The organism is Geobacillus sp. BMUD (genome assembly GCF_013096845.1).
Taxonomy (GTDB): Bacteria; Bacillota; Bacilli; order Bacillales; family Anoxybacillaceae; genus Geobacillus; species Geobacillus vulcani.
Genome location: NZ_SDLA01000017.1, coordinates 20,044 through 44,748 on the forward strand (window position 1 = coordinate 20,044; position 24,705 = coordinate 44,748).

Consider the following 24,705-nt stretch of genomic DNA (forward strand, 5'->3'; position numbering starts at 1 on the left):
AAACACATTATTTATTGGCAGCGAGCTCACGTTCGCGAATGATCGTTTTCATACGGGCGATGTCTTTGCGCACCTGGCGGATGCGCGCCGTGTTTTCCAATTGGCCTGTGGCCAGTTGGAATCGTAGATTGAACAACTCTTCCTTCAATGCTTTAATTTTTTGTTCGATCTCGGCAGTGGTCAACTCACGGATTTCTTTCGCTTTCATTACGCTTCACCACCAGTTTCTTCACGTTTTACAAATTTGCATTTGATCGGAAGTTTGTGAGAAGCGAGACGCAATGCTTCACGTGCCACTTCCTCAGAAACACCGCCCACTTCAAACATCACTTTGCCCGGTTTGACAACGGCGACCCAGCCTTCCGGCGCCCCTTTACCAGAACCCATCCGCACTTCAAGCGGTTTTGCCGTATACGGTTTGGAAGGGAAAATGCGGATCCATACTTTCCCGCCCCGTCTCATGTAACGGGTCATCGCCCGACGGGCTGCTTCGATTTGCCGGTTCGTAATCCAAGCTGATTCTAATGCTTGCAATCCAAATTCACCGAAATGAACTTCCGTGCCGCCTTTCGCCCGGCCTTTCATCCGTCCGCGATGTTCACGGCGATATTTGACGCGTTTTGGCATTAACATGATTATTTTCCTCCTTCCTCAGCTTTTTTCTTGGTCGGAAGGACTTCTCCACGATAAATCCATACTTTCACGCCAATTTTTCCGTACGTCGTATCGGCTTCTGCCGTTCCATAGTCGATGTCAGCGCGCAACGTATGGAGTGGAACCGTCCCTTCGCTGTAATGCTCCGAACGAGCGATGTCAGCCCCGCCTAAACGGCCGGATACCATTGTTTTGATCCCTTTCGCCCCAGCGCGCATTGCACGTTGAATCGCTTGTTTTTGCGCTCGGCGGAACGATACGCGGTTTTCCAGCTGACGAGCGATATTTTCAGCAACAAGACGTGCATCCAAGTCCGGTTTTTTGATTTCGACAATGTTGATATGGACGCGTTTACCGGTTAATTGCGCGAGCGCTTTACGGAGCGCTTCCACTTCCGAACCGCCTTTCCCGATGACCATGCCCGGTTTGGCCGTATGGATCGTGACGTTGACGCGGTTGGCTGCCCGTTCAATCTCCACGCGGGAGACGGCCGCGTCTTGCAGGCGTTTGCTAATGTATTCACGGATTTTCAAGTCTTCGTGCAACAGATCTGCATAGTCTTTTTCCGCATACCATCTTGATTCCCAGTCACGAATGATGCCGATGCGCAGACCGATCGGGTTGACCTTTTGACCCACGGATTATCCCTCCTTCTTTTCTGAAACGACGATCGTAATATGGCTTGTGCGTTTGTTAATGGCGCTTGCCCGTCCCATGGCGCGCGGACGGAAACGTTTCAACGTCGGGCCTTCGTCGACGTACGCTTGCGTGATGACCAAGTTGTTGACGTCCATGTCATAGTTGTGTTCAGCGTTGGCCACCGCCGATTTCAATACTTTTTCGATGATCGGAGAAGCCGCTTTTGGCGTATGGCGCAAAATGGCGAACGCTTCGCCCACTTCTTTGCCGCGAATCAAGTCAATGACTAAGCGCGCTTTGCGAGGAGCGATGCGAACGGTTCTCGCAACTGCTTTAGCTTGCATATCTAGAACCTCCTCTCATTACCGTTTTGTTTTCTTGTCATCGCCGGCATGGCCGCGGAACGTGCGCGTCGGCGCAAATTCGCCGAGTTTGTGCCCGACCATGTCTTCCGTGATGTAGACCGGTACGTGTTTGCGGCCATCGTACACCGCGATCGTATGCCCGACAAACTGTGGGAAGATCGTCGAACGGCGAGACCACGTTTTGATCACTTGTTTTTGTCCAGTTGCATTCAGTTTTTCGATTTTTTTCATCAAATGCTCATCGCAAAACGGACCTTTTTTCAAGCTGCGACCCATAAGTGAACCTCCCTTCTGAATTGCGCTCGTTCATTATTTCTTGCGGCGACGGATGATGAATTTATCCGATTTGTTTTTCTTTTTGCGTGTTTTGTACCCAAGCGTCGGTTTGCCCCATGGCGTCATCGGCGACTTGCGTCCAATTGGCGCTTTTCCTTCACCACCGCCGTGCGGATGGTCAACCGGGTTCATAACCGAACCGCGAACAGTCGGACGAATGCCAAGCCAGCGAGCACGTCCGGCTTTCCCGATGTTGACAAGTTCATGCTGCTCATTGCCCACTTCGCCGACCGTAGCGCGGCATTTGCCTAAAATCATGCGCACTTCACCGGAAGCGAGTCGAACGATGACATATTTGCCTTCTTTCCCAAGCACTTGCGCTGAAGTGCCGGCTGCGCGCACCAATTGCCCGCCGCGACCTGGTTTCAGCTCGATGTTGTGGACGAGCGTACCAACCGGGATGTTCTCAAGCGGAAGCGCATTGCCGATTTTAATGTCTGCATCCGGACCGGACATGATCTCCATGCCGACTTTCAAGTTTTTCGGCGCGATAATGTAGCGTTTTTCACCGTCTGCATAGTTGATGAGTGCGATGTTGGCCGAACGGTTCGGATCGTATTCAATCGTAGCAACACGTCCTGGAATTCCGTCTTTGTCGCGCTTAAAGTCGATAATCCGATATTGGCGTTTATGGCCACCGCCTTGATGGCGCACCGTAATTTTTCCTTGATTGTTGCGGCCAGCCTTTTTCTTTAACGGAGCAAGCAGCGATTTTTCCGGCTGATCCGTCGTAATTTCCGAGAAATCCAGCACCGTCATGCCGCGACGGCCGTTCGATGTCGGTTTATACTTTTTGATCGCCATCGGAATGTCCCTCCTTCATCGTTTATGTTACACTTCAAACAGTTCGATCTCTTTGCTGTCCGGCGTCAACGTGACGATCGCTTTGCGGCGGCGGTTCGTATAGCCGCTGTAGCGGCCGACGCGCTTAAATTTCCCTTTATAGTTCATGATGTTCACTTTGGCTACTTTCACGCCAAAAATTTTCTCAACGGCGTCTTTCACTTCTGTCTTGTTTGCTTTGACGTCGACCTCAAACGTGTATTTTTTTTGCCCGATCAGGTTCATTGTATTTTCCGTGATGATGGGGCGCTTAATAATGTCGCGAGGGTCTTTCATTATGCAAGCACCTCCTCTACTTTCTCCACGGCCGCCTTCGTAATGACGAGTTTGTCATGGTTGAGCACATCGAGCACATTGATGCCGTTAGCAGCAACGACTTTCACACCCGGGATGTTGCGTGCGGACAGATATACGTTCTCATTCAACTCGTCGGTGACGATGAGCGCCTTCCGGTCCACCGAGAGGTTGTTCAAAATTTTTACCATTTCTTTCGTTTTCGGTGCTTCAAGCGACAATTGATCCAATACAACGATGTCGTTTTCGAGCACTTTCGAAGACAATGCCGATTTGATCGCCAAACGGCGAACTTTTTTCGGAAGTTTGTAGCTGTAGCTGCGCGGAACTGGACCAAAGACCGTACCGCCGCCGCGCCATTGCGGAGCGCGAATCGAGCCTTGACGGGCGCGTCCCGTCCCTTTTTGGCGCCATGGTTTGCGGCCGCCGCCGCTCACTTCAGCGCGGTTTTTCGTTTTATGCGTTCCTTGACGCATCGAGGCGCGTTGCATAATCACTGCTTCGAACAACACATGCTTATTCGGTTCAATCCCAAAAACGGCGTCGTTCAACTCGATTTCACCGACCGTCTGACCGTTTTGGTTGTATAATGCTACTTTTGGCATTACGTAGTTCCTCCTTTCTTGGCCGGATGTTATTTCGCCTTCTTGGCCGCTTTCACGGCGCTTTTGACGATGACTAAACCTTTTCTCGGACCCGGCACATTGCCTTTAATGAGCAACAAGTTGCGCTCCGGATCGACTTTGACGATTTTCAAGTTTTGGATCGTCACACGCTCGCCACCCATGCGGCCCGGCAAGTTTTTCGTTTTGAAAACACGGTTTGGTGCGATGGACCCCATCGAACCCGGACGGCGATGGTAACGGGAACCGTGAGCCATTGGCCCGCGCGATTGACCGTGGCGTTTGATCGCCCCTTGGAACCCTTTCCCTTTCGAGATGCCCGTAACATCAACGATTTCGCCTTCACTGAAAATATCCACTTTCACTTCTTGGCCAACTTCATATTCATCAATGTTGGCGCCGCGGATTTCGCGAATGAAGCGCTTAGGTGCCGTGTTAGCTTTGGCAGCATGGCCAATTTGCGGTTTATTGGCGCGTTTTTCGCTAATATCTTCAAAACCTAATTGGATCGCTTCGTAACCGTCATTTTCGATCGTTTTCTTTTGCAGGACGACGTTTGGCGTCGCATGAATGACGGTTACCGGAATCAAATCGCCATTTTCCGCAAATATTTGCGTCATACCGATCTTTCTTCCTAAGATTCCTTTCGTCATGTGTCACACCTCCTAATCGATTAAAGTTTAATTTCAATGTCAACGCCCGACGGCAAATCGAGACGCATTAACGAATCAACCGTTTGCGGAGTCGGGTTGATGATGTCGATCAAACGCTTATGCGTCCGCATTTCGAATTGTTCACGGGAGTCTTTGTACTTATGAACGGCACGCAAAATCGTATACACCGTTCTTTCCGTCGGCAGCGGGATCGGACCCGACACTTTTGCCCCGGAACGTTTTGCGGTTTCCACAATTTTCTCCGCCGATTGATCTAAAATCCGATGATCGTAAGCTTTTAAACGAATGCGAATTTTTTCTTTTGCCATTTGGTTTCCCTCCTTCTTCGCCTATTTTGAAAAATAGACTTCTCCACGGAAATTTCCTGCACACCGCCGTGGCAAAGCGGCCGGGTGTGTCAGCAACCTTCCGCTTCATCGCAGTCAAAGACCAACATTTGATATTATACTCGTATGTAAGCGAGATTGCAAGCCATTTCTCTGTTTTTCCCACACTTCTTCATTATACATAGCCGCCACCTCGTTTTCAACACGGGCTCCTAGACGTCAAACGAATGGACCCTTCAGCGCCATCCTTCTCCCCTTTCATTCGCGTGATCAGCTGCCCAAAATAAACGAAGGCGCCCTGAACAAGTCAGGACGCCTTCGCTTTTGCCGCGATTATTCAATGATTTCCGATACAGAGCCGGCGCCAACCGTACGACCGCCTTCGCGGATCGAGAATTTCGTGCCTTCTTCGATCGCGATCGGAGCGATCAGTTCCACCGTCATTTCAACGTTGTCGCCAGGCATAACCATTTCGACGCCTTCCGGAAGCGTGATGATGCCTGTTACGTCCGTCGTACGGAAGTAGAATTGCGGACGGTAATTCGAGAAGAACGGAGTATGGCGTCCGCCTTCTTCTTTCGTCAGGACGTATACTTGCGCTTTGAATTTCGTATGCGGTGTGATCGAACCAGGTTTCGCCAACACTTGGCCGCGCTCGACTTCATCGCGCGATACGCCGCGGAGAAGCGCACCGATGTTGTCGCCTGCTTCTGCTTGGTCGAGAAGCTTGCGGAACATTTCTACACCCGTAACTGTCGTCGTTTTCGGTTCATCCGACAAACCGATGATTTCAACCGGGTCGCCAACTTTCAACGTACCGCGTTCAACACGGCCTGTTGCAACCGTACCGCGGCCCGTGATCGAGAAGACGTCCTCGATTGGCATCATGAACGGTTTGTCCACTTCACGCTGCGGCGTCGGGATGTATTCGTCAACGGCATTCATCAGTTCAATGATTTTTTCTTCCCATTGCGGGTCGCCTTCGAGCGCTTTTAATGCCGAACCTTTGATGACCGGCACTTCATCGCCCGGGAAGTCGTATTCAGAGAGAAGATCGCGAACTTCCATTTCAACAAGTTCAAGCAATTCTTCGTCGTCCACCATGTCGCATTTGTTCAAGAATACAACGATGTACGGAACACCGACTTGGCGGGAGAGAAGAATGTGCTCGCGCGTTTGCGGCATCGGACCGTCAGCAGCCGATACAACAAGGATCGCGCCGTCCATTTGCGCTGCACCTGTGATCATGTTTTTGACGTAGTCCGCGTGGCCCGGGCAATCAACGTGCGCATAGTGGCGAGCATCTGTTTCATACTCGACGTGCGCCGTCGAGATCGTAATCCCGCGTTCACGCTCTTCCGGAGCAGCGTCGATTTGGTCGTACGCTTTTGCTTCGGCTTTGCCTTGTTTCGCCAAAACCGTCGTGATCGCAGCTGTCAACGTCGTTTTCCCGTGGTCAACGTGGCCGATCGTGCCAATGTTGACGTGCGGTTTCGTGCGCTCAAATTTCGCTTTAGCCATGAGAGATATCCTCCTTAAAAGTAAGATATAAATTTATATGGTTAGGTAAGTATAGGATGCTTGGGAACAAAATGTTCCCAAGTCTTACTTACATAAGTATTTATAGCGAAACTAGCAAGAGAAATCAATTATTCGCCTTTATTTTTTTTGATAATTTCATCGGCGATGTTTTTCGGAACTTCTTCATAGTGATCAAACACCATCGAGAACGTTCCGCGTCCTTGCGTGTTCGAACGGAGCGATGTCGCATAACCGAACATTTCGGCCAGCGGCACCATCGCCCGGACGACTTGGGCGTTGCCGCGCGCTTCCATCCCCTCGATGCGGCCGCGGCGAGACGTGATGTCGCCCATGATATCACCGAGGTACTCTTCAGGGATGACGACCTCCACTTTCATGATCGGTTCCAAAAGAACCGGATCACACTTCGTCGCCGCGTTTTTCAATGCCAAGGAAGCAGCGATTTTGAACGCCATTTCGCTCGAGTCGACATCGTGGTACGATCCGTCGAACAGTTTCGCTTTAATGTCAACAACCGGATAGCCGGCTAAGACGCCGTTTTGCATCGCTTCTTCCAATCCAGCTTGGACAGCCGGCACGTATTCTTTTGGAACAACCCCACCGACGATGGCGTTCTCGAATTCGAAGCCTTTGCCGCGCTCGTTCGGCGAGAATTCGATCCAAACGTGGCCGTATTGACCGCGGCCGCCAGATTGACGGATGAATTTGCCTTCGACTTGCGCCGATTTGCGGAACGTTTCGCGGTAGGCAACTTGCGGCGCCCCAACGTTCGCTTCGACTTTGAATTCACGGCGCATCCGGTCGACGATAATGTCAAGATGCAGCTCGCCCATCCCGGAGATGATTGTTTGTCCCGTTTCTGGGTCGGTGTGAGCGCGGAACGTCGGGTCTTCTTCTTGCAATTTTTGCAACGCTTGGCTCATTTTGTCTTGGTCCGCTTTCGACTTCGGCTCGATTGCCACCGAAATGACCGGTTCTGGGAATTGCATCGACTCTAAAATGACAGGATGCTTCTCGTCACATAGAGTATCACCGGTCGTCGTATCTTTTAAACCTACCGCTGCGGCAATATCACCCGCATAGACTTTCGAAATTTCTTGACGGTGGTTCGCGTGCATTTGCAACAAGCGGCCGATCCGTTCACGCTTCCCTTTCGTCGTGTTCATCACATATGAACCAGAATCAAGCGTTCCAGAGTAGACGCGAATAAACGTCAATTTCCCGACATACGGGTCAGTCATGATTTTAAATGCCAAAGCGGCAAACGGAGCGTCGTCGCTTGCTTCGCGTGTCACTTCTTCTTCGGTATCCGGAACAACACCACGAATCGCCGGGATGTCCACCGGAGACGGCAAGTAATCGACAACGCCGTCAAGAAGCAGCTGAACACCTTTGTTTTTGAATGCCGAGCCGCAGAAGACCGGGAAGAATTCCACGCTGATCGTCGCCTTGCGGATTGCGGCCTTCAGCTCTTCCGTCGAGATTTCTTCCCCTTCTAAATACTTCATCATTAATTCTTCGTCCAGCTCAGCGACCGCCTCAATCAGCTTGTTATGGTACTCTTCTGCCATATCGCGGTATTCTTCCGGAATGTCAATGCGCTCAATGTTTTTGCCAAGCTCATCATGGTAATGGTACGCGCACATTTCGACCAAGTCAATAATGCCGGAGAACTGATCCTCAGCGCCGATCGGCAGTTGCACCGGATGAGCGTTCGCTTGCAGGCGGTCATGGAGCGTTTTCACCGAATACAAGAAATCGGCGCCGATTTTATCCATTTTGTTGACGAACACGATCCGCGGGACGCCATATGTCGTCGCTTGGCGCCAAACGGTTTCCGTTTGCGGTTCCACGCCTGATTGCGCATCTAAAACCGTGATGGCCCCGTCCAATACGCGCAGCGAACGCTCAACTTCGACCGTAAAGTCGACGTGCCCCGGCGTGTCAATGATGTTGATGCGATGGCCTTTCCATTGCGCCGTCGTCGCCGCCGACGTGATCGTAATTCCGCGCTCTTGTTCTTGTTCCATCCAGTCCATCGTTGCCGCGCCTTCATGCACTTCCCCGATTTTATGAACGCGGCCGGTATAGAACAAGATCCGTTCGGTCGTCGTCGTTTTCCCGGCGTCAATGTGCGCCATAATCCCTATGTTGCGAGTCTTTTCCAAGGAGAACTCTCTTGCCATAGTGGTTATTTTCTCCTTCCTTCAAATATGAAATATAAGTAGATGGCGCCGCCATCGATGGCGCAATCCCCTTGTCTTTGAAGTTGTCCCATGCGCGACCGAAAAGGCCGCAATATATAGGAAGATAGGTGAATAGGCAGCCACAGCGCCTTCTCACCTATTTCCTTTAGGCGACGCTCCTTACCAGCGGTAGTGGGCAAACGCGCGGTTCGCTTCAGCCATTTTATGCGTATCTTCGCGTTTTTTCACCGCTGCACCCGTGTTGTTGGCAGCGTCCATAATTTCATTTGCCAAGCGCTCTTCCATCGTTTTTTCATTGCGAAGACGTGCATATTGCACGAGCCAACGCAAACCGAGAGAAACGCGGCGGTCCGGACGAACCTCAACCGGAACTTGGTAGTTCGCCCCACCGACGCGGCGGGCGCGTACTTCCAACACCGGCATGACGTTTTTCAACGCTTGCTCAAACACTTCCATTGGATCTTTACCCGTGCGCTCACGGATAATATCAAACGCGGTGTAAAGAATTTTTTGCGCTTTCGATTTTTTACCGTCGATCATAATTTTATTGATCAACCGGGTGACAAGCTTCGAGTTGTAAATCGGATCTGGCAATACGTCACGTTTAGCAACAGGGCCTCTACGTGGCATAGTGTTTCCTCCCTTCAGGAAAACATTCTCTTCATTTCATTATTTTTTCGCTGCTTTTGGTTTTTTCGCGCCGTATTTCGAACGACCTTGCATCCGGTTTGCTACACCTGCGGCATCCAACGCCCCACGAATGATATGGTAGCGCACCCCTGGCAAGTCTTTGACACGTCCACCGCGGATGAGCACAACACTGTGTTCTTGCAAGTTATGACCGATGCCCGGGATGTACGCCGTGACTTCAATCCCGTTTGTCAGGCGGACACGGGCGTATTTCCGCAACGCCGAGTTCGGTTTTTTCGGCGTCATCGTGCCGACACGCGTGCAAACGCCGCGTTTTTGCGGAGACGACACGTTCGTTTGTTCTTTTTTGAAGCTGTTATACCCTTTGTTTAACGCAGGGGATTTCGATTTAACGACTTTTTTCTCGCGTCCTTTGCGGACCAATTGGTTGATTGTAGGCATGAAAAGATCCTCCTTTCGCATGCATTGTTTAAGCCCACATATCCAGGTGGTTCATCATTTATGCAAATAAAGGTTTTAAAGAGAAAGACAAAGCGTTAACGAAGGATCGCCACCGCGGCCGCGCCGACTTGGATTTTGCAGGCCTTGCCGAGTTTTTTCATCGAATCGACTTTTATGACCGGCACGTTGGCCTCATTGGCGGCGGCGGTCACTTTCTCGATGATCGGCAAGTCGGCATCCTCCGCCACGATCACTTCCGCCGCTTTCCCTTCCTTTAAAGCCCTTATCGTTTGTTTGGTTCCAATCACGATTTTCCCAGCCTGTAATACTTTTTCATAAGACATGTAACATATCCTCCAAAGTACCAGGTTGTTGGAACACCTTTATTAGACTACCATTTTCTTTGCCGATTGTCAACTGGATTTTAAATGAGATGATGGCCGGCCAAGGCGCACCCTAGCCGGCCACTCGGTTCGTGTTATTTGGACGACACCGTGTCGCCAGCCGTTTCCTTTTTGACGGCCGGCTTCACTTTCCGGTAGCGAGCCATACCCGTTCCAGCCGGGACGAGTTTGCCGATAATGACGTTTTCTTTTAAACCAAGCAGTTCATCGCGTTTTCCTTTGATCGCTGCATCGGTCAAGACGCGCGTCGTTTCTTGGAACGAAGCTGCTGATAAAAACGAATCCGTCTCAAGCGACGCTTTCGTGATGCCGAGCAGCACCTGACGGGCCGTCGCCGGCCGTTTCCCTTCGCGAAGAGCTTTGGCGTTGACATCCGTGAACTGGTGGACATCCAACAGCGTGCCCGGCAGCACATCGGTGTCGCCGGCATCGATGACGCGCACTTTGCGCAACATTTGCCGCACCATGACCTCGATATGCTTATCGCTGATTTCCACCCCTTGCATCCGATACACTTTTTGCACTTCGCGGAGCAAGTACTCCTGGACGGATGTAATATCGCGCACGCGCAACAACTGTTTCGGGTCGACCGAGCCTTCTGTCAGCTCTTGGCCCCGCTCAACACGCTGCCCCTCTTCGACTTTCAGCCGTGCGTTGTACGGCGCTACGTACGTGCGCGTTTCAACCTCGCTTTGGACGACGATTTCATATTGGTTGTCGCGCGTTTCATTAATCGAAATAACCGTGCCGTCGATTTCCGAAATGACCGCTTGCCCTTTCGGGTTGCGCGCTTCAAACAGCTCTTGCACCCGCGGCAACCCTTGAGTGATATCGTCGCCGGCGACGCCGCCTGTATGGAACGTCCGCATCGTCAGCTGCGTGCCCGGTTCGCCGATCGACTGAGCGGCGATGATGCCGACGGCTTCGCCAACTTCGACGTCCATGCCGGTCGCCATGTTGCGGCCGTAGCATTTTTTGCAGACGCCATGGCGCGTGTTGCAGGCAAAGACGGAGCGAATCCATACTTCCGTAATGCCGGCTTTAATGATCTCATTGGCGATATCTTCGGTGATCATCTCGTCTTTGCGAACGATCACTTCCCCTGTTTCCGGATGGCGCACCGTTTTATGCGCATAACGGCCAACAAGCCGTTCTTCGAGCTTGACGACCACTTCCGTGCCGTCCGTCAACGCCCGAGCCAAAATGCCGCGGTCGGTGCCGCAATCTTCCTCGCGGACGATGACGTCTTGCGCCACGTCGACGAGGCGTCGCGTGAGATAGCCCGAGTCGGCCGTTTTGAGCGCCGTATCCGCCAACCCTTTCCGCGCACCGTGCGTCGAGATGAAGTATTCCAATACCGTCAAGCCTTCACGGAACGACGACTTGATCGGCAGCTCGATGATCCGGCCAGCCGGGTTGGCCATCAAACCGCGCATCCCCGCAAGCTGCGTAAAGTTCGACGCGTTCCCGCGCGCTCCGGAATCGCTCATCATAAAGATCGGGTTGCGCTTATCTAACGATTTCATCAGCCGATCTTGAATTTTGTCTTTCGCCGCACTCCAGATGGAGATGACGCGCTCGTACCGTTCTTCGTCGGTAATCAACCCGCGGCGGAACTGCTTCAAAACCGTATCGACTTTCGCTTGCGCTTCATCCAAAATTTCTTGTTTTTCTGGCAGGACGACGATGTCGGCCACGCCGATCGTGATGCCGGCCTTTGTTGAATATTGGAAGCCGAGGTCTTTCATGCGGTCGAGCATCTTCGATGTTTCAGTGATTTTGAACCGTTTGAACACTTCGGCGATAATTTGCCCAAGCACTTTTTTCTTAAATGGCGGCACGAGTTCGCGCTTGCGAATTTCTTCGCGCACGTTGACCCCTTTGTCAAGGAAGTACTTATCCGGCGTCCGTCCTTCAATGTTTTCCGTCGTCGGCTCATTGATGTACGGGAACGAATTCGGCAAAATTTCGTTGAAAATGAGCTTTCCGACGGTCGTTAAGAGCAGTTTGTTGTTTTGCTCTTCGGTAAACGTTTCGTTTTTCAGCGAGCCGGCATGAATCGCAATGCGCGAATGGAGATGGACGTAACCGTTATGATAAGCAAGAAGCGCCTCATCGGTGTCTTTGAACACCATGCCTTCGCCGATGGCCCCTTCTCGCTCCATCGTCAAGTAGTAGTTGCCCAACACCATGTCTTGTGACGGCGTCACGACCGGTTTGCCGTCTTTCGGGTTCAAAATGTTTTGCGCCGCCAACATCAACAAGCGCGCTTCGGCTTGCGCCTCAGCCGACAACGGCACGTGCACAGCCATTTGGTCGCCGTCGAAGTCGGCGTTGTACGCCGTACAAACGAGCGGATGAAGACGGATCGCCCGCCCTTCGACAAGCGTTGGCTCGAACGCCTGAATGCCGAGACGGTGCAGCGTCGGGGCGCGGTTTAACAGCACCGGATGTTCTTTAATGACATCTTCGAGCACATCCCACACTTCCGGATGAACGCGCTCGATTTTCCGTTTCGCACTTTTAATGTTGTGCGCCAAGCCCCGCTCGACAAGCTCCTTCATAACAAACGGCTTAAACAGCTCGAGCGCCATTTCTTTCGGCAAACCGCATTGATACATTTTCAAGTTCGGGCCGACGACAATGACGGAACGGCCGGAATAGTCGACCCGCTTGCCGAGCAAGTTTTGCCGGAAGCGGCCTTGCTTCCCTTTCAGCATATGAGAGAGCGACTTTAACGGACGGTTCCCGGGACCCGTCACCGGACGGCCGCGGCGGCCGTTGTCGATCAACGCATCGACGGCCTCTTGCAGCATCCGTTTCTCGTTTTGAACGATAATGTTCGGCGCGCCAAGGTCGAGGAGCCGTTTCAGCCGATTGTTGCGGTTGATGACGCGGCGGTACAAATCGTTCAAATCCGATGTTGCAAACCGACCGCCGTCAAGCTGAACCATCGGACGCAACTCTGGCGGAATGACCGGCAGCACATCAAGCACCATCCAGGCCGGGTCGTTCCCTGAACTGCGAAACGCCTCAAGCACTTCAAGCCGCTTAATGATGCGGGCGCGCCGCTGACCTTGCGCTGTTTTCAACTCCTCTTTCAGCGCATTGACTTCTTTATCCAAATCAATGTCTTGGAGCAGCTTTTTGATCGCTTCCGCTCCCATCGACGCTTGGAACGATTGACCGTACTTCTCCCGGTAGGCGCGGTATTCCTTTTCCGACAACAGCTGCTTTTTCTCAAGCGGCGTATCGCCCGGGTCGGTGACGACATAGGAAGCAAAATAAATGACTTCCTCAAGCGCCCGCGGCGACATGTCAAGGACAAGCCCCATCCGGCTCGGGATCCCTTTGAAATACCAAATGTGCGAAACTGGGGCGGCGAGCTCAATATGGCCCATCCGTTCGCGGCGGACTTTTGAGCGAGTCACTTCAACGCCGCAGCGGTCGCAGACGACGCCTTTGTAGCGAACGCGTTTATATTTGCCGCAATGGCACTCCCAGTCTTTCGTTGGACCGAAAATGCGCTCGCAAAACAAGCCGTCTTTTTCCGGCTTTAACGTCCGATAGTTGATGGTCTCCGGCTTTTTGACTTCGCCATACGACCAAGAACGAATTTTCTCCGGGGAAGCGAGCCCAATTTTCATGTACTCAAACTTATTGACATCTAGCAAGGGGTATACCTCCCTTTGTTGATCCGTCGGTTTTGCTGTCGTCCGTTCGCTCAAGCGGCCAATGGCGGGGAACAGCTCCCCGCCTGGCCGTTATGGCCGTTTTACTCTTTCGTCACCGCGTCTTTCTCTTCACCAGCTTCCTCTCGTTCGGCCGGTTTGACGTCGACCATGATGGCATCCGGCGCATGGTCATCGTCATCGTCAAAGTTTTCCATGTTCACCTCTTGTTCATCGCTCGTCAAAATCGTGACATCCATACCCAAGCTTTGCAACTCTTTGATCAATACTTTAAACGATTCGGGCACTCCCGGTTCCGGAATGTTTTCCCCTTTGACGATCGCCTCGTACGTTTTGACGCGGCCGACGACATCGTCGGACTTGACGGTCAAAATTTCTTGCAACGTATATGCCGCCCCGTACGCCTCAAGCGCCCATACTTCCATCTCGCCAAAACGCTGGCCGCCAAACTGCGCCTTGCCGCCGAGAGGCTGCTGGGTGACAAGCGAGTACGGGCCAGTCGACCGAGCATGAAGCTTGTCGTCGACCATATGGGCGAGCTTGATCATGTACATGATCCCAACCGAAACGCGGTTGTCAAACGGCTCGCCTGTCCGGCCGTCATACAGCACGGTTTTCGCATCGCGCGCTAGGCCTGCCTCTTCGAGGATGTTCCAAACGTCTTCCTCTGTCGCCCCGTCAAAGACCGGAGAAGCGATGTGCAGACCGAGCTTTTTCGCCGCCATGCCAAGGTGCAGCTCGAATACTTGCCCGATGTTCATCCGCGACGGAACGCCGAGCGGATTGAGCATGATGTCAATCGGCGTGCCATCCGGCAAGAATGGCATATCTTCCTCCGGCAAAATGCGGGAAATCACCCCTTTGTTCCCGTGGCGGCCTGCCATTTTGTCGCCCTCGGAAATTTTCCGCTTTTGCACAATATAGACGCGCACCAGTTGATTGACGCCTGGTGGAAGCTCGTCGCCATCTTCGCGGTTGAATACTTTTACGTCAAGGACGATGCCGCCGCCGCCGTGCGGGACGCGCAACGACGTATCGCGGACTTCGCGCGCTTTTTCACCGAAGATCGCATGCAACAGCCGCTCTTCGGCTGTCAACTCGGTCATTCCTTTTGGCGTCACTTTGCCGACGAGCAAGTCGCCGTCTTTCACTTCTGCGCCGATTCGGACGATGCCGCGTTCATCCAAGTTTTTCAGCGCGTCTTCCCCAACGTTCGGGATGTCGCGCGTAATTTCTTCCGGACCAAGCTTCGTATCACGCGACTCGGCCTCGTACTCTTCAATATGAATTGACGTGTACACATCTTCTTTAACGAGCCGTTCGCTCATAATGATCGCATCTTCGTAGTTGTAACCGTCCCATGTCATAAAGGCGACAAGCACGTTGCGGCCGAGCGCCAATTCGCCCTTGTCCATCGACGGACCGTCGGCCAAAATTTCTCCCTTCTCAACGATATCGCCTTTTTTCACGATCGGACGCTGGTTGTAGCACGTGCCTTGGTTCGAACGAACGAATTTCAGCAGCCGATATTTATCTAGATCACCCTTGACTTCTTTGCCATCCACTTCAATCAGCCGACGCACCCAAATTTCCTTTGCTTCGACACGCTCGACGATGCCGCGGTGCTTGCAAATGACCGCTGCGCCCGAGTCTTTCGCCGAGACGTACTCCATCCCCGTGCCGACGATCGGCGCTTCCGGTTCCAACAGCGGCACGGCTTGCCGTTGCATGTTCGCCCCCATCAGCGCGCGGTTCGAGTCGTCGTTTTCCAAAAACGGGATGCACGCCGTCGCTGCCGAGACGACTTGCTTCGGCGAAACGTCCATGTAGTCGACGCGATCGCGCTTGACGACGATGTTCTCGCCGCGGAAACGGGCGACAACGTTTTCTTCAAGGAATGTGCCGTCCTCCGCAAGCGGTACGTTCGCCTGCGCTACAACATAATTGTCCTCTTCATCGGCTGTCAAATAATCGATTTGGTCCGTCACCCGCCCCGTTTCCGGATCGACGCGCCGGTATGGCGTTTCAATAAAGCCGAACTTGTTCACTTTGGCATAGGTAGACAGCGAGTTGATCAGTCCGATGTTCGGACCTTCCGGCGTTTCGATCGGACACATCCGTCCGTAGTGCGAATAATGAACGTCGCGCACCTCAAACCCTGCGCGCTCGCGGGTCAATCCGCCAGGGCCAAGCGCGGACAGACGCCGCTTGTGCGTCAGTTCGGCCAATGGGTTCGTTTGATCCATGAACTGTGACAGCTGCGAGCTGCCGAAAAACTCTTTGATCGCCGCGATCACTGGACGGATGTTGATGAGTTGCTGCGGTGTAATCGTGTTCGTATCTTGGATCGACATGCGTTCGCGTACGACGCGCTCCATGCGCGACAGACCGATGCGGAATTGGTTTTGCAGCAGCTCACCAACCGAACGAAGGCGGCGGTTGCCTAAATGGTCGATGTCATCCGTATCGCCGACGCCGTGGAGCAAGTTGAAGAAATAGCTGATCGACGCAATGATGTCAGCCGGTGTAATATGTTTGACATCTTCGGCGATAAAGCCGTTGCTAATGACGTTGATCACTTTTTGGCCATCCGGGTCATTCGGGGCATAAATTTTAATCGTTTGCACCGAAATGTCCCCGTCCACCACCCCTTCGGCCGGACGGTACGTCTGTAAGCCGACACCTTTTTCCAAATAAGGAAGCAGGCGGTTGAGCATACGCCGGTCGATCATCGCTCCAGCTTCGGCGATGACTTCTCCGGTTTCCGGGTCGGTAATCGTTTCGGCGAGCCTTTGATTGAACAAACGGTTTTTAATATGAAGTTTTTTGTTGATTTTATAGCGCCCTACGCTCGCCAAGTCATAGCGTTTCGGGTCAAAAAAGCGCGACGCCAGCAAATTTTTCGCGTTCTCAAGCGTCGGCGGCTCACCCGGGCGAAGACGCTCGTAAATTTCAATCAACGCTTTTTCCGTGCTGTCGGTATTATCCTTTTCAAGCGTATTGCGCAAGTATTCGTTGTCGCCAAGCAGATCGATGATTTCTTGGTCGGAGCTGAACCCGAGCGCACGAAGAAGCACCGTAACTGGCAGTTTACGGGTGCGATCGATGCGAACGTAAACGACGTCTTTCGCATCGGTTTCGTATTCAAGCCATGCGCCGCGGTTTGGAATCACTGTCGCCGAGTAGCCGCGCTTGCCGTTTTTATCCACTTTGTCACTGTAATAGACGCTTGGCGAACGGACGAGCTGGGAAACGATGACGCGTTCCGCCCCGTTGATAATAAACGTTCCCGTTTCCGTCATGAGCGGAAAATCGCCCATAAACACGTCTTGTTCCTTCACTTCGCCCGTTTCTTTATTGATCAGTCGAACTTTGACGCGAAGCGGCGCCGCATATGTAACGTCGCGTTCTTTCGCCTCTTCGACTGTGTATTTCGGTTCTCCTAAACTATAGTCGATAAATTCAAGCGAGAGGTTGCCGGAAAAGTCTTCAATCGGGGAAATTTCCCTAAACATTTCCCGCAGCCCTTCATCGAGAAACCATTGGTAGGAGGACGTTTGAATTTCAATCAAGTTCGGCAATTCCAACACTTCACTGATGCGTGCATAGCTTCTGCGTTGGCGGTGTCGCCCGTATTGAACCAGTCGGCCTGTCAAGAGTGATTCACCCCTCAAATGTAGACATTAGTGAAACCGGAACCGGAACAGCTCCACCATCCGCCCTTCAACAATCAATGCCGTCAAGGCGGACTGACCGCTCCGTCATTCCGGGGCAAAGCGCTAGGCATGCATGCGGCCGGCCCCCGCCATCCGGACGGAAACGGCTTCGTTTCGTGCACCGCCGTTTCATTTAGAGGATTTAAAACGCCCCGGTGCGAGGAAACCAGGCGTTAAACGGAGAAAAAAAGAAAATGGTTTCTATTCCAATAGAAAACCATATGGTTCGTTGCTTATTGATTTTATCATTGTTTCCATTGCATCCAAAATTATACGTCATCCCCTCTACGCGGGAAATGTGCATATTTAGCATTTTATAATGCTACCACAACAAAAAAACGGTGTCAACATTTTTTCGCCTTTATGATATAATATCCTTTTTTCTTCGCGACGACTTCTACAGCAGGAAACCATTCGTTCAGCTTTTGCAAGGCCGATGGGGCGCCTTGCTTTTTTTGAATGACGACCCATAGCTCGCCATGATCGAGCAGATGATCGCGGCTTTGTTCAAAAATCGTGTAAACGACCCGTTTGCCAGCCCGGATCGGCGGATTCGTGACGACGGCTGCAAATCGCCGTTCTCCGACTTCTGAAAAAAGATCGCTTTTGTAAATCACCGCATTGTCAATGCCGTTTGCCTGCTTGTTTTCCTGCGCCAGTTCGAGCGCCCGCTCGTTGATATCAATCATGTGAACATGCCGGTTTGGAAACGATCGAGCCAAGGCAAGCCCGATCGGCCCATATCCGCAGCCGACATCCAACAAATCCCCCGCCACTCCTGGCTCCTCGAACGTTTCAATTAACAAGCGTGTGCCAAAGTCCACTTCGCGCTTGGAAAACACTCCATTGTCGGTCGTAAAGCGGAATTCATGCCCCCGCAACACGTACGTCCACGTTTGTGGGTTTCGTTCCGACGTCGGATTGACTGAGTAATAATGCTCGCTCACCATCATCCCCTCCTCCTTGTCGGCAGGCTGCACTGCCTTCCGTTTATATAGTGTAACAAAAAAGAGGCCGTCCCTTGCTCGGGCCAGCCTCTTTTTTTCAAGGGCGCAACCATTACTTGATTTCGACTTTCGCGCCAGCTTCTTCGAGTTTTGCTTTGATTTCTTCTGCTTCTTCTTTCGCAATGCCTTCTTTGATTGGCTTCGGCGTGTTGTCCACCAAGTCTTTCGCTTCTTTCAAGCCGAGACCAGTGATTTCGCGAACGACTTTGATGACTTTGATTTTTTGCGCGCCGGCGTCGGCAAGAATGACGTCGAACTCCGTTTTTTCTGCCGCCGCTTCAGCGCCAGGTGCTGCGCCGCCCGCAACAACAACCGGAGCCGCAGCCGTTACGCCGAATTCTTCTTCGATTGCTTTCACCAATTCGTTTAATTCCAATACGGTCATATTTTTCACTGCTTCAATGATTTGTTCTTTCGTCATCACAACTTCCTCCTTTGTTTTATATGATCGTTAAGCGCATATCAACGTGCCATTATGCCCCTTGTTCCTCTTTTTTGTCGGCCACTGCTTTAACCGCAAGCGCAAAGTTGCGGATCGGGGCTTGAAGAACGCTAAGCAACATCGAAAGCAACCCTTCGCGGGACGGGAGTTTCGCCAACGCATCGATTTCTTCTTTGCTGGCGACGTTCCCTTCGATGACACCGCCTTTGATTTCCAATGCTTCATGCGTTTTCGCAAACTCGCTTAAAATTTTGGCCGGAGCCACGACATCCTCATTGCTGAAGGCGATGGCATTCGGACCGGTGAACACTTCATCCAGTCCTTCCAAACCGACTTCCGCGAGCGCCCGGCGGGTCAAGGTGTTTTTGTACACTTTAAACTCAACGCCTGCCTCGCGCAACTGTTTGCGCAACTCGGTCATTTCCGCCACGTTCAGGCCGCGGTAATCCACGATGACGGTCGCCTTGCTGGCCCGAAATTTGTCTGCAATTTCCGCGACCACTTGTTTTTTCAGTTCAATCGCGCTCGACACATCCTGCACCTCCTGTAAGGAAAATGAGAGAATACCACTTATACCGTTCACTCAAATCAAAAACCTCCATGCCGCGTAGACATGGAGGTGTCGCTCAACGCCCCCGCTCGTTCCCGATGCGGGGCGCGCTGTTCTATCGTCCATATACCTCGGTAGGAAATTAAGCCTCAAACGGGCACCTACTGTCTACGGTACAAATGATATTCATTTGTTCAGCCAAATGGCATTTTAACAGACGAACAAACAAAAGTCAACGGTTATTGTGCAACAGCAACCGTGGACGGGTCGACTTTGATGCCTGGGCCCATCGTCGACGTAATGGTGACATTTTTCACGTACGTGCCTTTTGCCGCCGCCGGTTTGGCTTTCAAAATTGCTTCGTAAACGGCCGCGAAGTTTTCAGCCAGCTTCTCGTTGTCAAACGACACTTTGCCGATTGGAACATGGATGTTGCCTGCTTTGTCGACGCGGTATTCCACTTTACCAGCCTTGATTTCTTGCACCGCTTTCGCTACGTCAAACGTGACGGTTCCGGTTTTCGGGTTTGGCATCAACCCTTTCGGCCCTAAAATGCGGCCGAGTTTCCCGACTTCGCCCATCATGTCCGGCGTAGCAACAACGACGTCAAAGTCAAACCAGCCTTGCTGGATTTTGTTGATATATTCGGTATCACCGACATAGTCAGCGCCAGCGGCTTCTGCTTCTTTCGCTTTTTCCCCTTTCGCGAACACCAACACGCGCGCCACTTTCCCTGTACCATGCGGCAAGACGACGGCGCCGCGAATTTGTTGGTCCGCTTTTTTCGGGTCAACGCCCAAACGGAACGCCACTTCCACCGTGGCATCGAATTTCGCGATGTTCGTTTTTTTCACGAGTTCGATCGCTTCAGCAATCGGGTATGCTTTGGAGCGGTCGACAAGCTTCAATGCTTCTAAGTATTTTTTTCCTCTTTTCGGCATGTGAAAAATCCTCCTTGATTGTGGTTTTAGCGGAAAAACCTCCCACGTTGAACGTCCTTCGCTTCTTTGGAAAGCGAAGAAGCGGACGGATGCCCATTCATCGGGCTCGTCTTGCTGTTTTTGTTCATGGAGAAAGAGGTTGCCAAATGACGCAACCTCCCCCACAAACGACGCACCGGCTTTAGTCTTCAATCACAATACCCATGCTGCGGGCCGTGCCTTCGATCATGCGCATGGCCGCCTCAATGCTCGCCGCATTCAAATCCGGCATTTTCAGCTCAGCGATCTCACGCACTTTGTCGCGTTTAATTGTCGCCACTTTGTTGCGGTTCGGTTCGCCGGAGCCCGATTCAATGCCCGCCGCTTTTTTGAGCAATACAGCGGCTGGCGGCGTTTTCGTGATGAATGTAAATGAACGGTCTTCAAAAACCGTAATTTCAACCGGAATAATCAACCCTGCTTGGTCAGCCGTACGAGCATTAAACTCTTTGCAAAACGCCATAATATTGACACCGGCTTGACCCAATGCAGGACCTACTGGCGGCGCCGGATTCGCTTTCCCTGCAGGAATTTGCAGTTTGACGACCTTGATGACTTTTTTCGCCACGAGACACACCTCCTTAAGTCCGTGATGTGGTATTAGGGATTGCCCCTCCCACTCATCCGGCTCCGGTCTACCGAGCCGTTTTCCTATCTCCCGTTCAGTTGAGAGGATCAGCGTAAAAACAAAATGGCTCCCTTATACAAAAGTGTATAAGTTCATCGCGACATGTCTCCGTTTAAGAGACATACTGACCTTAAAATAGTATCACTTTTCCCTAGCAATTGCAAGTTCTTTATCCATTAGATTTTTTCGATTTGCGAAAACTCAAGCTCCACCCGTGTTTCGCGCCCAAACATATCGACAAGCAGCTTCACTTTATGTTTATCCGGATCAATCGCTTCAATTTTCCCTATAAAGTTCGCAAACGGACCTTCTTTGATTCGCACCGTTTCATTTACCTCATAATCAACATCGACCTCAGCAAGCGGCATGCCCATCCGCTTCAAGATCATTCTCACTTCTTCCTCCATCAGCGGCGTCGGTTTCGAACCAGCCCCGCTTGAGCCGACAAATCCAGTGACGCCCGGCGTGTTGCGCACGACATACCATGAGTCATCGGTCATGACCATCTCGACGAGCACATAGCCAGGGAACACTTTCTTTTTCGTCGTTTTCCGTTTTCCGTTTTTGACGTCCGTTTCCGTCTCTTCCGGAACGACGACGCGAAAAATTTTATCTTGCATTCCCATCGATTCGACGCGTTTTTCCAAATTGGCTTTTACTTTGTTTTCATATCCCGAGTATGTATGGACGACATACCAGTTTTTCTCCATCAGCGAGCCTCCCCAAGGCGGTTTTCGTCTTGTTTTTTGCGCAAAACAAAAACCCGTTGCCGGGTCCCATACGCGCGCGATTATCTTTCATTATAACATATCCTTCGCCCGCTTATTCAAACACGAGACGAATCAACTCAGAAATGCCGAGGTCCACAACGGCAAAAAAGACGGTGAAAAACGCCACCGTGGCTAGCACGACTGCCGTGTAGTTCACTAACTCCTTCCGGTTTGGCCAACTCACTTTTTTCAGCTCGCGTACGACTTCTTTTAAAAAGTTGATTACTCGCTGCATCACTCGTACCTCCATCATCGTTCAGAACTATCTCCGCCGCCTATTTCGTTTCACGATGGATCGTATGTTTGTTGCATGTGGAGCAAAACTTGTTGGCCATAAGGCGCTCACCAAGGCGACGTATTTGTTTTGCTGCCGTATAGTTTCGGCTCCCGCACTGCGCGCAAGCCAGCGTCACTTTTTGGCGCATCAGCATTCCACCGTTCTTGCGAGATGTCCATAAAAATTTATCATATTGGCTGTTTCACTGTCAATGACATCTTTTGATGCGACAGTGCGATGCCTACAAACTGATCTCGCGGTATTCCAAATATTTCTCGAGCTTCCGCTTGACGCGTTGCAACGCGTTGTCGATCGACTTGACATGGCGGTTCAGCTCTTCGGAAATTTCCTGATATGAACGTCCATCCAAATACAAAGCGAGCACTTTCCGCTCGAGGTCGCTGAGCAGCTCCGCCATCTTTAGTTCAATATCGTCGACTTCCTCACGGTTGACAATCAATTGTTCTGGGTCCATCACCTGCGTGCCGGACAACACATCCATCAGCGTCCGGTCAGATTCATCGTCATAAATCGGCTTATCCAAGGAAACATAGGAGTTGAGCGGAATATGCTTTTGGCGGGTCGCCGTTTTAATGGCGGTAATCATTTGCCTTGTGATGCAAAGTTCTGCAAACGCTTTAAATGAGGAAAGCTTGTCCCCCTTAAAATCGCGGACGGCCTTATACAGACCGATCATTCCTTCTTGCACGATATCTTCCCGATCAGCTCCGACTAAAAAATAGGAGCGAGCTTTGGCGCGCACAAAGTTTTGGTATTTATGGATTAAAAAATCAAGTGCTTCCCCATCCCCTTCGTGAACGAGCGCAACAAGCTGCTCATCGTCCAGCTGATGATAATCTTTCCCTTTCATTGCTTTCAAGCATTCCCCCACGCTGATCCCCCCGACCGCATCAATCGCTAACATGTATTATACAGGACAAATTTTTACAGCGTCAACCGCTCATTTTTCTCCTCTTCGCCATTTTTCAAAAATTTCAGCAATTCTATCATCTAGAGGAACTTTGGAGATCGGAGTGTGCTGCCGCATCGCTTTGACTTTTTGGGAAATGTCCCGCTCAACCGTCTCGATTTCATTCAATAGCTCACGCGCCGACTTGCGCAAGGCGCCTTGACCGAACACTGTCCATTGTTCGGTGTAGTCGGAGGTAGCGACATACACCTTTGTGCGCGCATTCATCAATGTTTTTGCCAACCGTTCAATTCGCTCGTCGGCCGTCTCATGCTCCTTTGTAAAAATGACGTCGACGTCGTAATGTTTATACTTTTTCTCGTTTCCTTGCACAAGGTGGGCATCGAATACGATCACGACATGATCCCCGGTGAATCCTTTGTAGTCAGCCATTTTTTCAATCAATAAATCCCTTGCCGCTGCCAGATCGCCCTCTTCTTTCAGCCGGCGCAGCTCCGGCCAAGCACCGATCATGTTATAGCCGTCGACAATCAAAATGTTCATCGGCTATTCTCCCAACGGATACCGCTTCCGGTACACCTCGTACATGAGCAGGCTGGCGGCGACAGAGGCGTTGAGCGAGGTGACGTGCCCGCGCATCGGCAGTCGGAACAAGAAATCGCATTTTTCCAGCACCAAACGGCTGATCCCTTTCCCTTCGCTCCCGATCACCAGCGCCAGCGGCATCGTGCCATCGAGCGAGCGGTAGTCGTCTTGAGCCGATGCATCCGTTCCGGCTACCCACACTCCGCGCTCTTTCAGCTCGTCAATCGTCCGCGCCAAGTTTGTGACACGCGCGACCGGAACGTGCTCAATCGCCCCGGTCGAAGCCTTCGCCACCGTTTGGGTCAGCCCGACCGAACGCCGCTTCGGAATGATAAGGCCATGCGCCCCGACTGCATCAGCGGTGCGCATGATGGCCCCTAAATTATGCGGATCCTCAAGCTCGTCCAAAATGAGAAAAAACGGCGCCTCGCCCCGCTCGGCGGCGCGAGCGAACAAATCATCGATTTCATAGTAGCGGTAGGCCGCCGCCTGAGCGATCACCCCTTGATGGGCCCCTTCCGCCATCTGGTCAAGCTTGCGCTTCGGGACATATTGGACGAGCACGCCCCGCCGCCTTGCCCATTCAAGCACAGGTTCGACAGTATGGCGCTGCGCCCCTTCAGCGATCCAAATTTTATTGATGTCACGCCCCGCTTTGAGCGCTTCAATGACCGGATTTTTACCGATAATGTAGTCCATCATTCCAACGCCCTTTCTTCCCTTTCAATAATCGCAAACGAACGGCCGATCAGCTCATCAACCCGTTTTTCATTATTCCCTAAAAAATGGTACCCGATGAGCGCCTCAAAGGCCGTGCTATGCCGGTATGTTTGCACATCCGTGTTTTTCGGGATCGTGCCGGATTTGGCATTGCGGCCGCGGCGGACGATGTCCTTTTCCTCCTCGGTCAAGACGCCCTCGTCAAGCAATGCCAAAATCACTTTCGCTTGCGCCCGCGCCGACACATAGCGGACCGCCCGCCGATGCAGTTCATGCGGCCGCATCCTGCCGCCAGCAAGCAAATGGCGGCGCACATACACCTCGTAAACCGCATCCCCAATGTAGGCAAGCGCCAGTCCATTCAACTGCTTCACATCGTCGACCGTTTCAAACCCCGCCATCATCGCC

The 24,705-nt window shown here is 52.0% G+C and carries 29 protein-coding genes and 1 other annotated feature; all 29 genes read right to left on the minus strand.

What is annotated here, in order from left to right; genetic code table 11:
* Positions 1-7 precede the first annotated feature (7 nt).
* A complete protein-coding gene (gene rpmC / locus ETC05_RS14860) occupies positions 8-208 on the minus strand; it encodes a 50S ribosomal protein L29 (RefSeq protein ID WP_011229628.1) in 201 nt (66 codons plus the stop codon).
* Positions 208-633 carry a 50S ribosomal protein L16 gene (rplP, locus tag ETC05_RS14865; RefSeq protein WP_011229627.1) on the minus strand — a complete coding sequence of 142 codons (426 nt, stop codon included), beginning with the start codon at positions 631-633 and terminating at the stop codon, positions 208-210. Before rplP ends, rpmC begins: the two co-directional genes overlap by 1 nt.
* A 2-nt stretch (positions 634-635) precedes the next feature.
* The gene (rpsC, locus tag ETC05_RS14870) at positions 636-1,292 is read right to left on the minus strand and encodes a 30S ribosomal protein S3 (RefSeq protein ID WP_011229626.1); all 657 of its coding nucleotides are present in this window, start codon (positions 1,290-1,292) and stop codon (positions 636-638) included.
* A 3-nt stretch (positions 1,293-1,295) separates the two neighbouring features.
* Complete coding sequence (rplV, locus tag ETC05_RS14875) at positions 1,296-1,637, minus strand: 50S ribosomal protein L22 (protein ID WP_011229625.1); 342 nt, start codon at positions 1,635-1,637, stop codon at positions 1,296-1,298.
* Positions 1,638-1,655: 18 nt separating this feature from the next.
* The gene (rpsS, locus tag ETC05_RS14880) at positions 1,656-1,934 is read right to left on the minus strand and encodes a 30S ribosomal protein S19 (protein WP_011229624.1); all 279 of its coding nucleotides are present in this window, start codon (positions 1,932-1,934) and stop codon (positions 1,656-1,658) included.
* A gap of 33 nt (positions 1,935-1,967) precedes the next feature.
* Positions 1,968-2,798: a 50S ribosomal protein L2 gene (rplB, locus tag ETC05_RS14885; protein WP_011229623.1), complete on the minus strand. Its 831-nt coding sequence runs from the start codon at positions 2,796-2,798 to the stop codon at positions 1,968-1,970.
* 27 nt (positions 2,799-2,825) lie between these two features.
* Positions 2,826-3,113, minus strand: coding sequence for a 50S ribosomal protein L23 (gene rplW / locus ETC05_RS14890; RefSeq protein WP_011229622.1), 288 nt, complete (start codon positions 3,111-3,113; stop codon positions 2,826-2,828).
* Positions 3,113-3,736: a 50S ribosomal protein L4 gene (gene rplD / locus ETC05_RS14895; RefSeq protein WP_011229621.1), complete on the minus strand. Its 624-nt coding sequence runs from the start codon at positions 3,734-3,736 to the stop codon at positions 3,113-3,115. Before rplD ends, rplW begins: the two co-directional genes overlap by 1 nt.
* Before the next feature lie 29 nt (positions 3,737-3,765).
* A complete protein-coding gene (gene rplC, locus ETC05_RS14900) occupies positions 3,766-4,407 on the minus strand; it encodes a 50S ribosomal protein L3 (protein ID WP_011229620.1) in 642 nt (213 codons plus the stop codon).
* 20 nt (positions 4,408-4,427) lie between these two features.
* Positions 4,428-4,736 carry a 30S ribosomal protein S10 gene (rpsJ, locus tag ETC05_RS14905; protein ID WP_008881945.1) on the minus strand — a complete coding sequence of 103 codons (309 nt, stop codon included), beginning with the start codon at positions 4,734-4,736 and terminating at the stop codon, positions 4,428-4,430.
* A gap of 351 nt (positions 4,737-5,087) precedes the next feature.
* The gene (tuf, locus tag ETC05_RS14910) at positions 5,088-6,275 is read right to left on the minus strand and encodes an elongation factor Tu (protein ID WP_011229619.1); all 1,188 of its coding nucleotides are present in this window, start codon (positions 6,273-6,275) and stop codon (positions 5,088-5,090) included.
* Positions 6,276-6,403: 128 nt separating this feature from the next.
* Positions 6,404-8,482, minus strand: coding sequence for an elongation factor G (gene fusA / locus ETC05_RS14915; protein WP_013522754.1), 2,079 nt, complete (start codon positions 8,480-8,482; stop codon positions 6,404-6,406).
* Between the two features lie 180 nt (positions 8,483-8,662).
* Complete coding sequence (rpsG, locus tag ETC05_RS14920) at positions 8,663-9,133, minus strand: 30S ribosomal protein S7 (protein WP_011229617.1); 471 nt, start codon at positions 9,131-9,133, stop codon at positions 8,663-8,665.
* 39 nt (positions 9,134-9,172) lie between these two features.
* Positions 9,173-9,595, minus strand: a complete 423-nt coding sequence (gene rpsL, locus ETC05_RS14925) for a 30S ribosomal protein S12 (protein WP_011229616.1) — start codon at positions 9,593-9,595, stop codon at positions 9,173-9,175.
* 95 nt (positions 9,596-9,690) lie between these two features.
* Positions 9,691-9,939 carry a 50S ribosomal protein L7ae-like protein gene (locus ETC05_RS14930; protein ID WP_031406215.1) on the minus strand — a complete coding sequence of 83 codons (249 nt, stop codon included), beginning with the start codon at positions 9,937-9,939 and terminating at the stop codon, positions 9,691-9,693.
* Between the two features lie 134 nt (positions 9,940-10,073).
* Complete coding sequence (gene rpoC, locus ETC05_RS14935; RefSeq protein WP_031406217.1) at positions 10,074-13,673, minus strand: DNA-directed RNA polymerase subunit beta'; 3,600 nt, start codon at positions 13,671-13,673, stop codon at positions 10,074-10,076.
* Positions 13,674-13,774: 101 nt separating this feature from the next.
* On the minus strand, positions 13,775-17,347 hold the full coding sequence (gene rpoB, locus ETC05_RS14940) for a DNA-directed RNA polymerase subunit beta (RefSeq protein WP_171661357.1): 3,573 nt from the start codon (positions 17,345-17,347) through the stop codon (positions 13,775-13,777).
* Positions 17,348-17,751: 404 nt separating this feature from the next.
* Positions 17,752-18,354, minus strand: a complete 603-nt coding sequence (locus tag ETC05_RS14945; protein WP_171661358.1) for a class I SAM-dependent methyltransferase — start codon at positions 18,352-18,354, stop codon at positions 17,752-17,754.
* Positions 18,355-18,466: 112 nt separating this feature from the next.
* The gene (rplL, locus tag ETC05_RS14950) at positions 18,467-18,835 is read right to left on the minus strand and encodes a 50S ribosomal protein L7/L12 (protein ID WP_031406223.1); all 369 of its coding nucleotides are present in this window, start codon (positions 18,833-18,835) and stop codon (positions 18,467-18,469) included.
* Between the two features lie 52 nt (positions 18,836-18,887).
* Entirely contained in the window at positions 18,888-19,388 is a 501-nt protein-coding gene (gene rplJ / locus ETC05_RS14955; RefSeq protein WP_031406226.1) for a 50S ribosomal protein L10, read from the minus strand.
* Positions 19,389-19,436: 48 nt separating this feature from the next.
* Positions 19,437-19,598 (minus strand) — a sequence feature (ribosomal protein L10 leader region).
* Between the two features lie 47 nt (positions 19,599-19,645).
* A complete protein-coding gene (gene rplA, locus ETC05_RS14960; protein ID WP_012820483.1) occupies positions 19,646-20,347 on the minus strand; it encodes a 50S ribosomal protein L1 in 702 nt (233 codons plus the stop codon).
* A gap of 181 nt (positions 20,348-20,528) precedes the next feature.
* The gene (gene rplK / locus ETC05_RS14965; RefSeq protein WP_011229608.1) at positions 20,529-20,954 is read right to left on the minus strand and encodes a 50S ribosomal protein L11; all 426 of its coding nucleotides are present in this window, start codon (positions 20,952-20,954) and stop codon (positions 20,529-20,531) included.
* A gap of 236 nt (positions 20,955-21,190) precedes the next feature.
* Entirely contained in the window at positions 21,191-21,724 is a 534-nt protein-coding gene (gene nusG, locus ETC05_RS14970; protein ID WP_031406229.1) for a transcription termination/antitermination protein NusG, read from the minus strand.
* Between the two features lie 112 nt (positions 21,725-21,836).
* Entirely contained in the window at positions 21,837-22,019 is a 183-nt protein-coding gene (secE, locus tag ETC05_RS14975) for a preprotein translocase subunit SecE (protein ID WP_012820481.1), read from the minus strand.
* Between the two features lie 40 nt (positions 22,020-22,059).
* On the minus strand, positions 22,060-22,209 hold the full coding sequence (gene rpmG, locus ETC05_RS14980) for a 50S ribosomal protein L33 (RefSeq protein ID WP_012820480.1): 150 nt from the start codon (positions 22,207-22,209) through the stop codon (positions 22,060-22,062).
* A gap of 93 nt (positions 22,210-22,302) precedes the next feature.
* On the minus strand, positions 22,303-22,986 hold the full coding sequence (gene sigH / locus ETC05_RS14985) for an RNA polymerase sporulation sigma factor SigH (RefSeq protein ID WP_031406231.1): 684 nt from the start codon (positions 22,984-22,986) through the stop codon (positions 22,303-22,305).
* Between the two features lie 36 nt (positions 22,987-23,022).
* Positions 23,023-23,535 (minus strand): NYN domain-containing protein, encoded by a 513-nt coding sequence (locus tag ETC05_RS14990; protein ID WP_031406233.1) that lies wholly within the window; start codon positions 23,533-23,535, stop codon positions 23,023-23,025.
* Positions 23,536-23,538: 3 nt separating this feature from the next.
* Positions 23,539-24,276 carry a 23S rRNA (guanosine(2251)-2'-O)-methyltransferase RlmB gene (gene rlmB / locus ETC05_RS14995; RefSeq protein WP_033842309.1) on the minus strand — a complete coding sequence of 246 codons (738 nt, stop codon included), beginning with the start codon at positions 24,274-24,276 and terminating at the stop codon, positions 23,539-23,541.
* Positions 24,276-24,701 (minus strand): Mini-ribonuclease 3, encoded by a 426-nt coding sequence (locus tag ETC05_RS15000; RefSeq protein WP_033842310.1) that lies wholly within the window; start codon positions 24,699-24,701, stop codon positions 24,276-24,278. The genes rlmB and ETC05_RS15000 overlap by 1 nt, the downstream gene beginning before the upstream one ends.
* Positions 24,702-24,705: the final 4 nt, after the last annotated feature.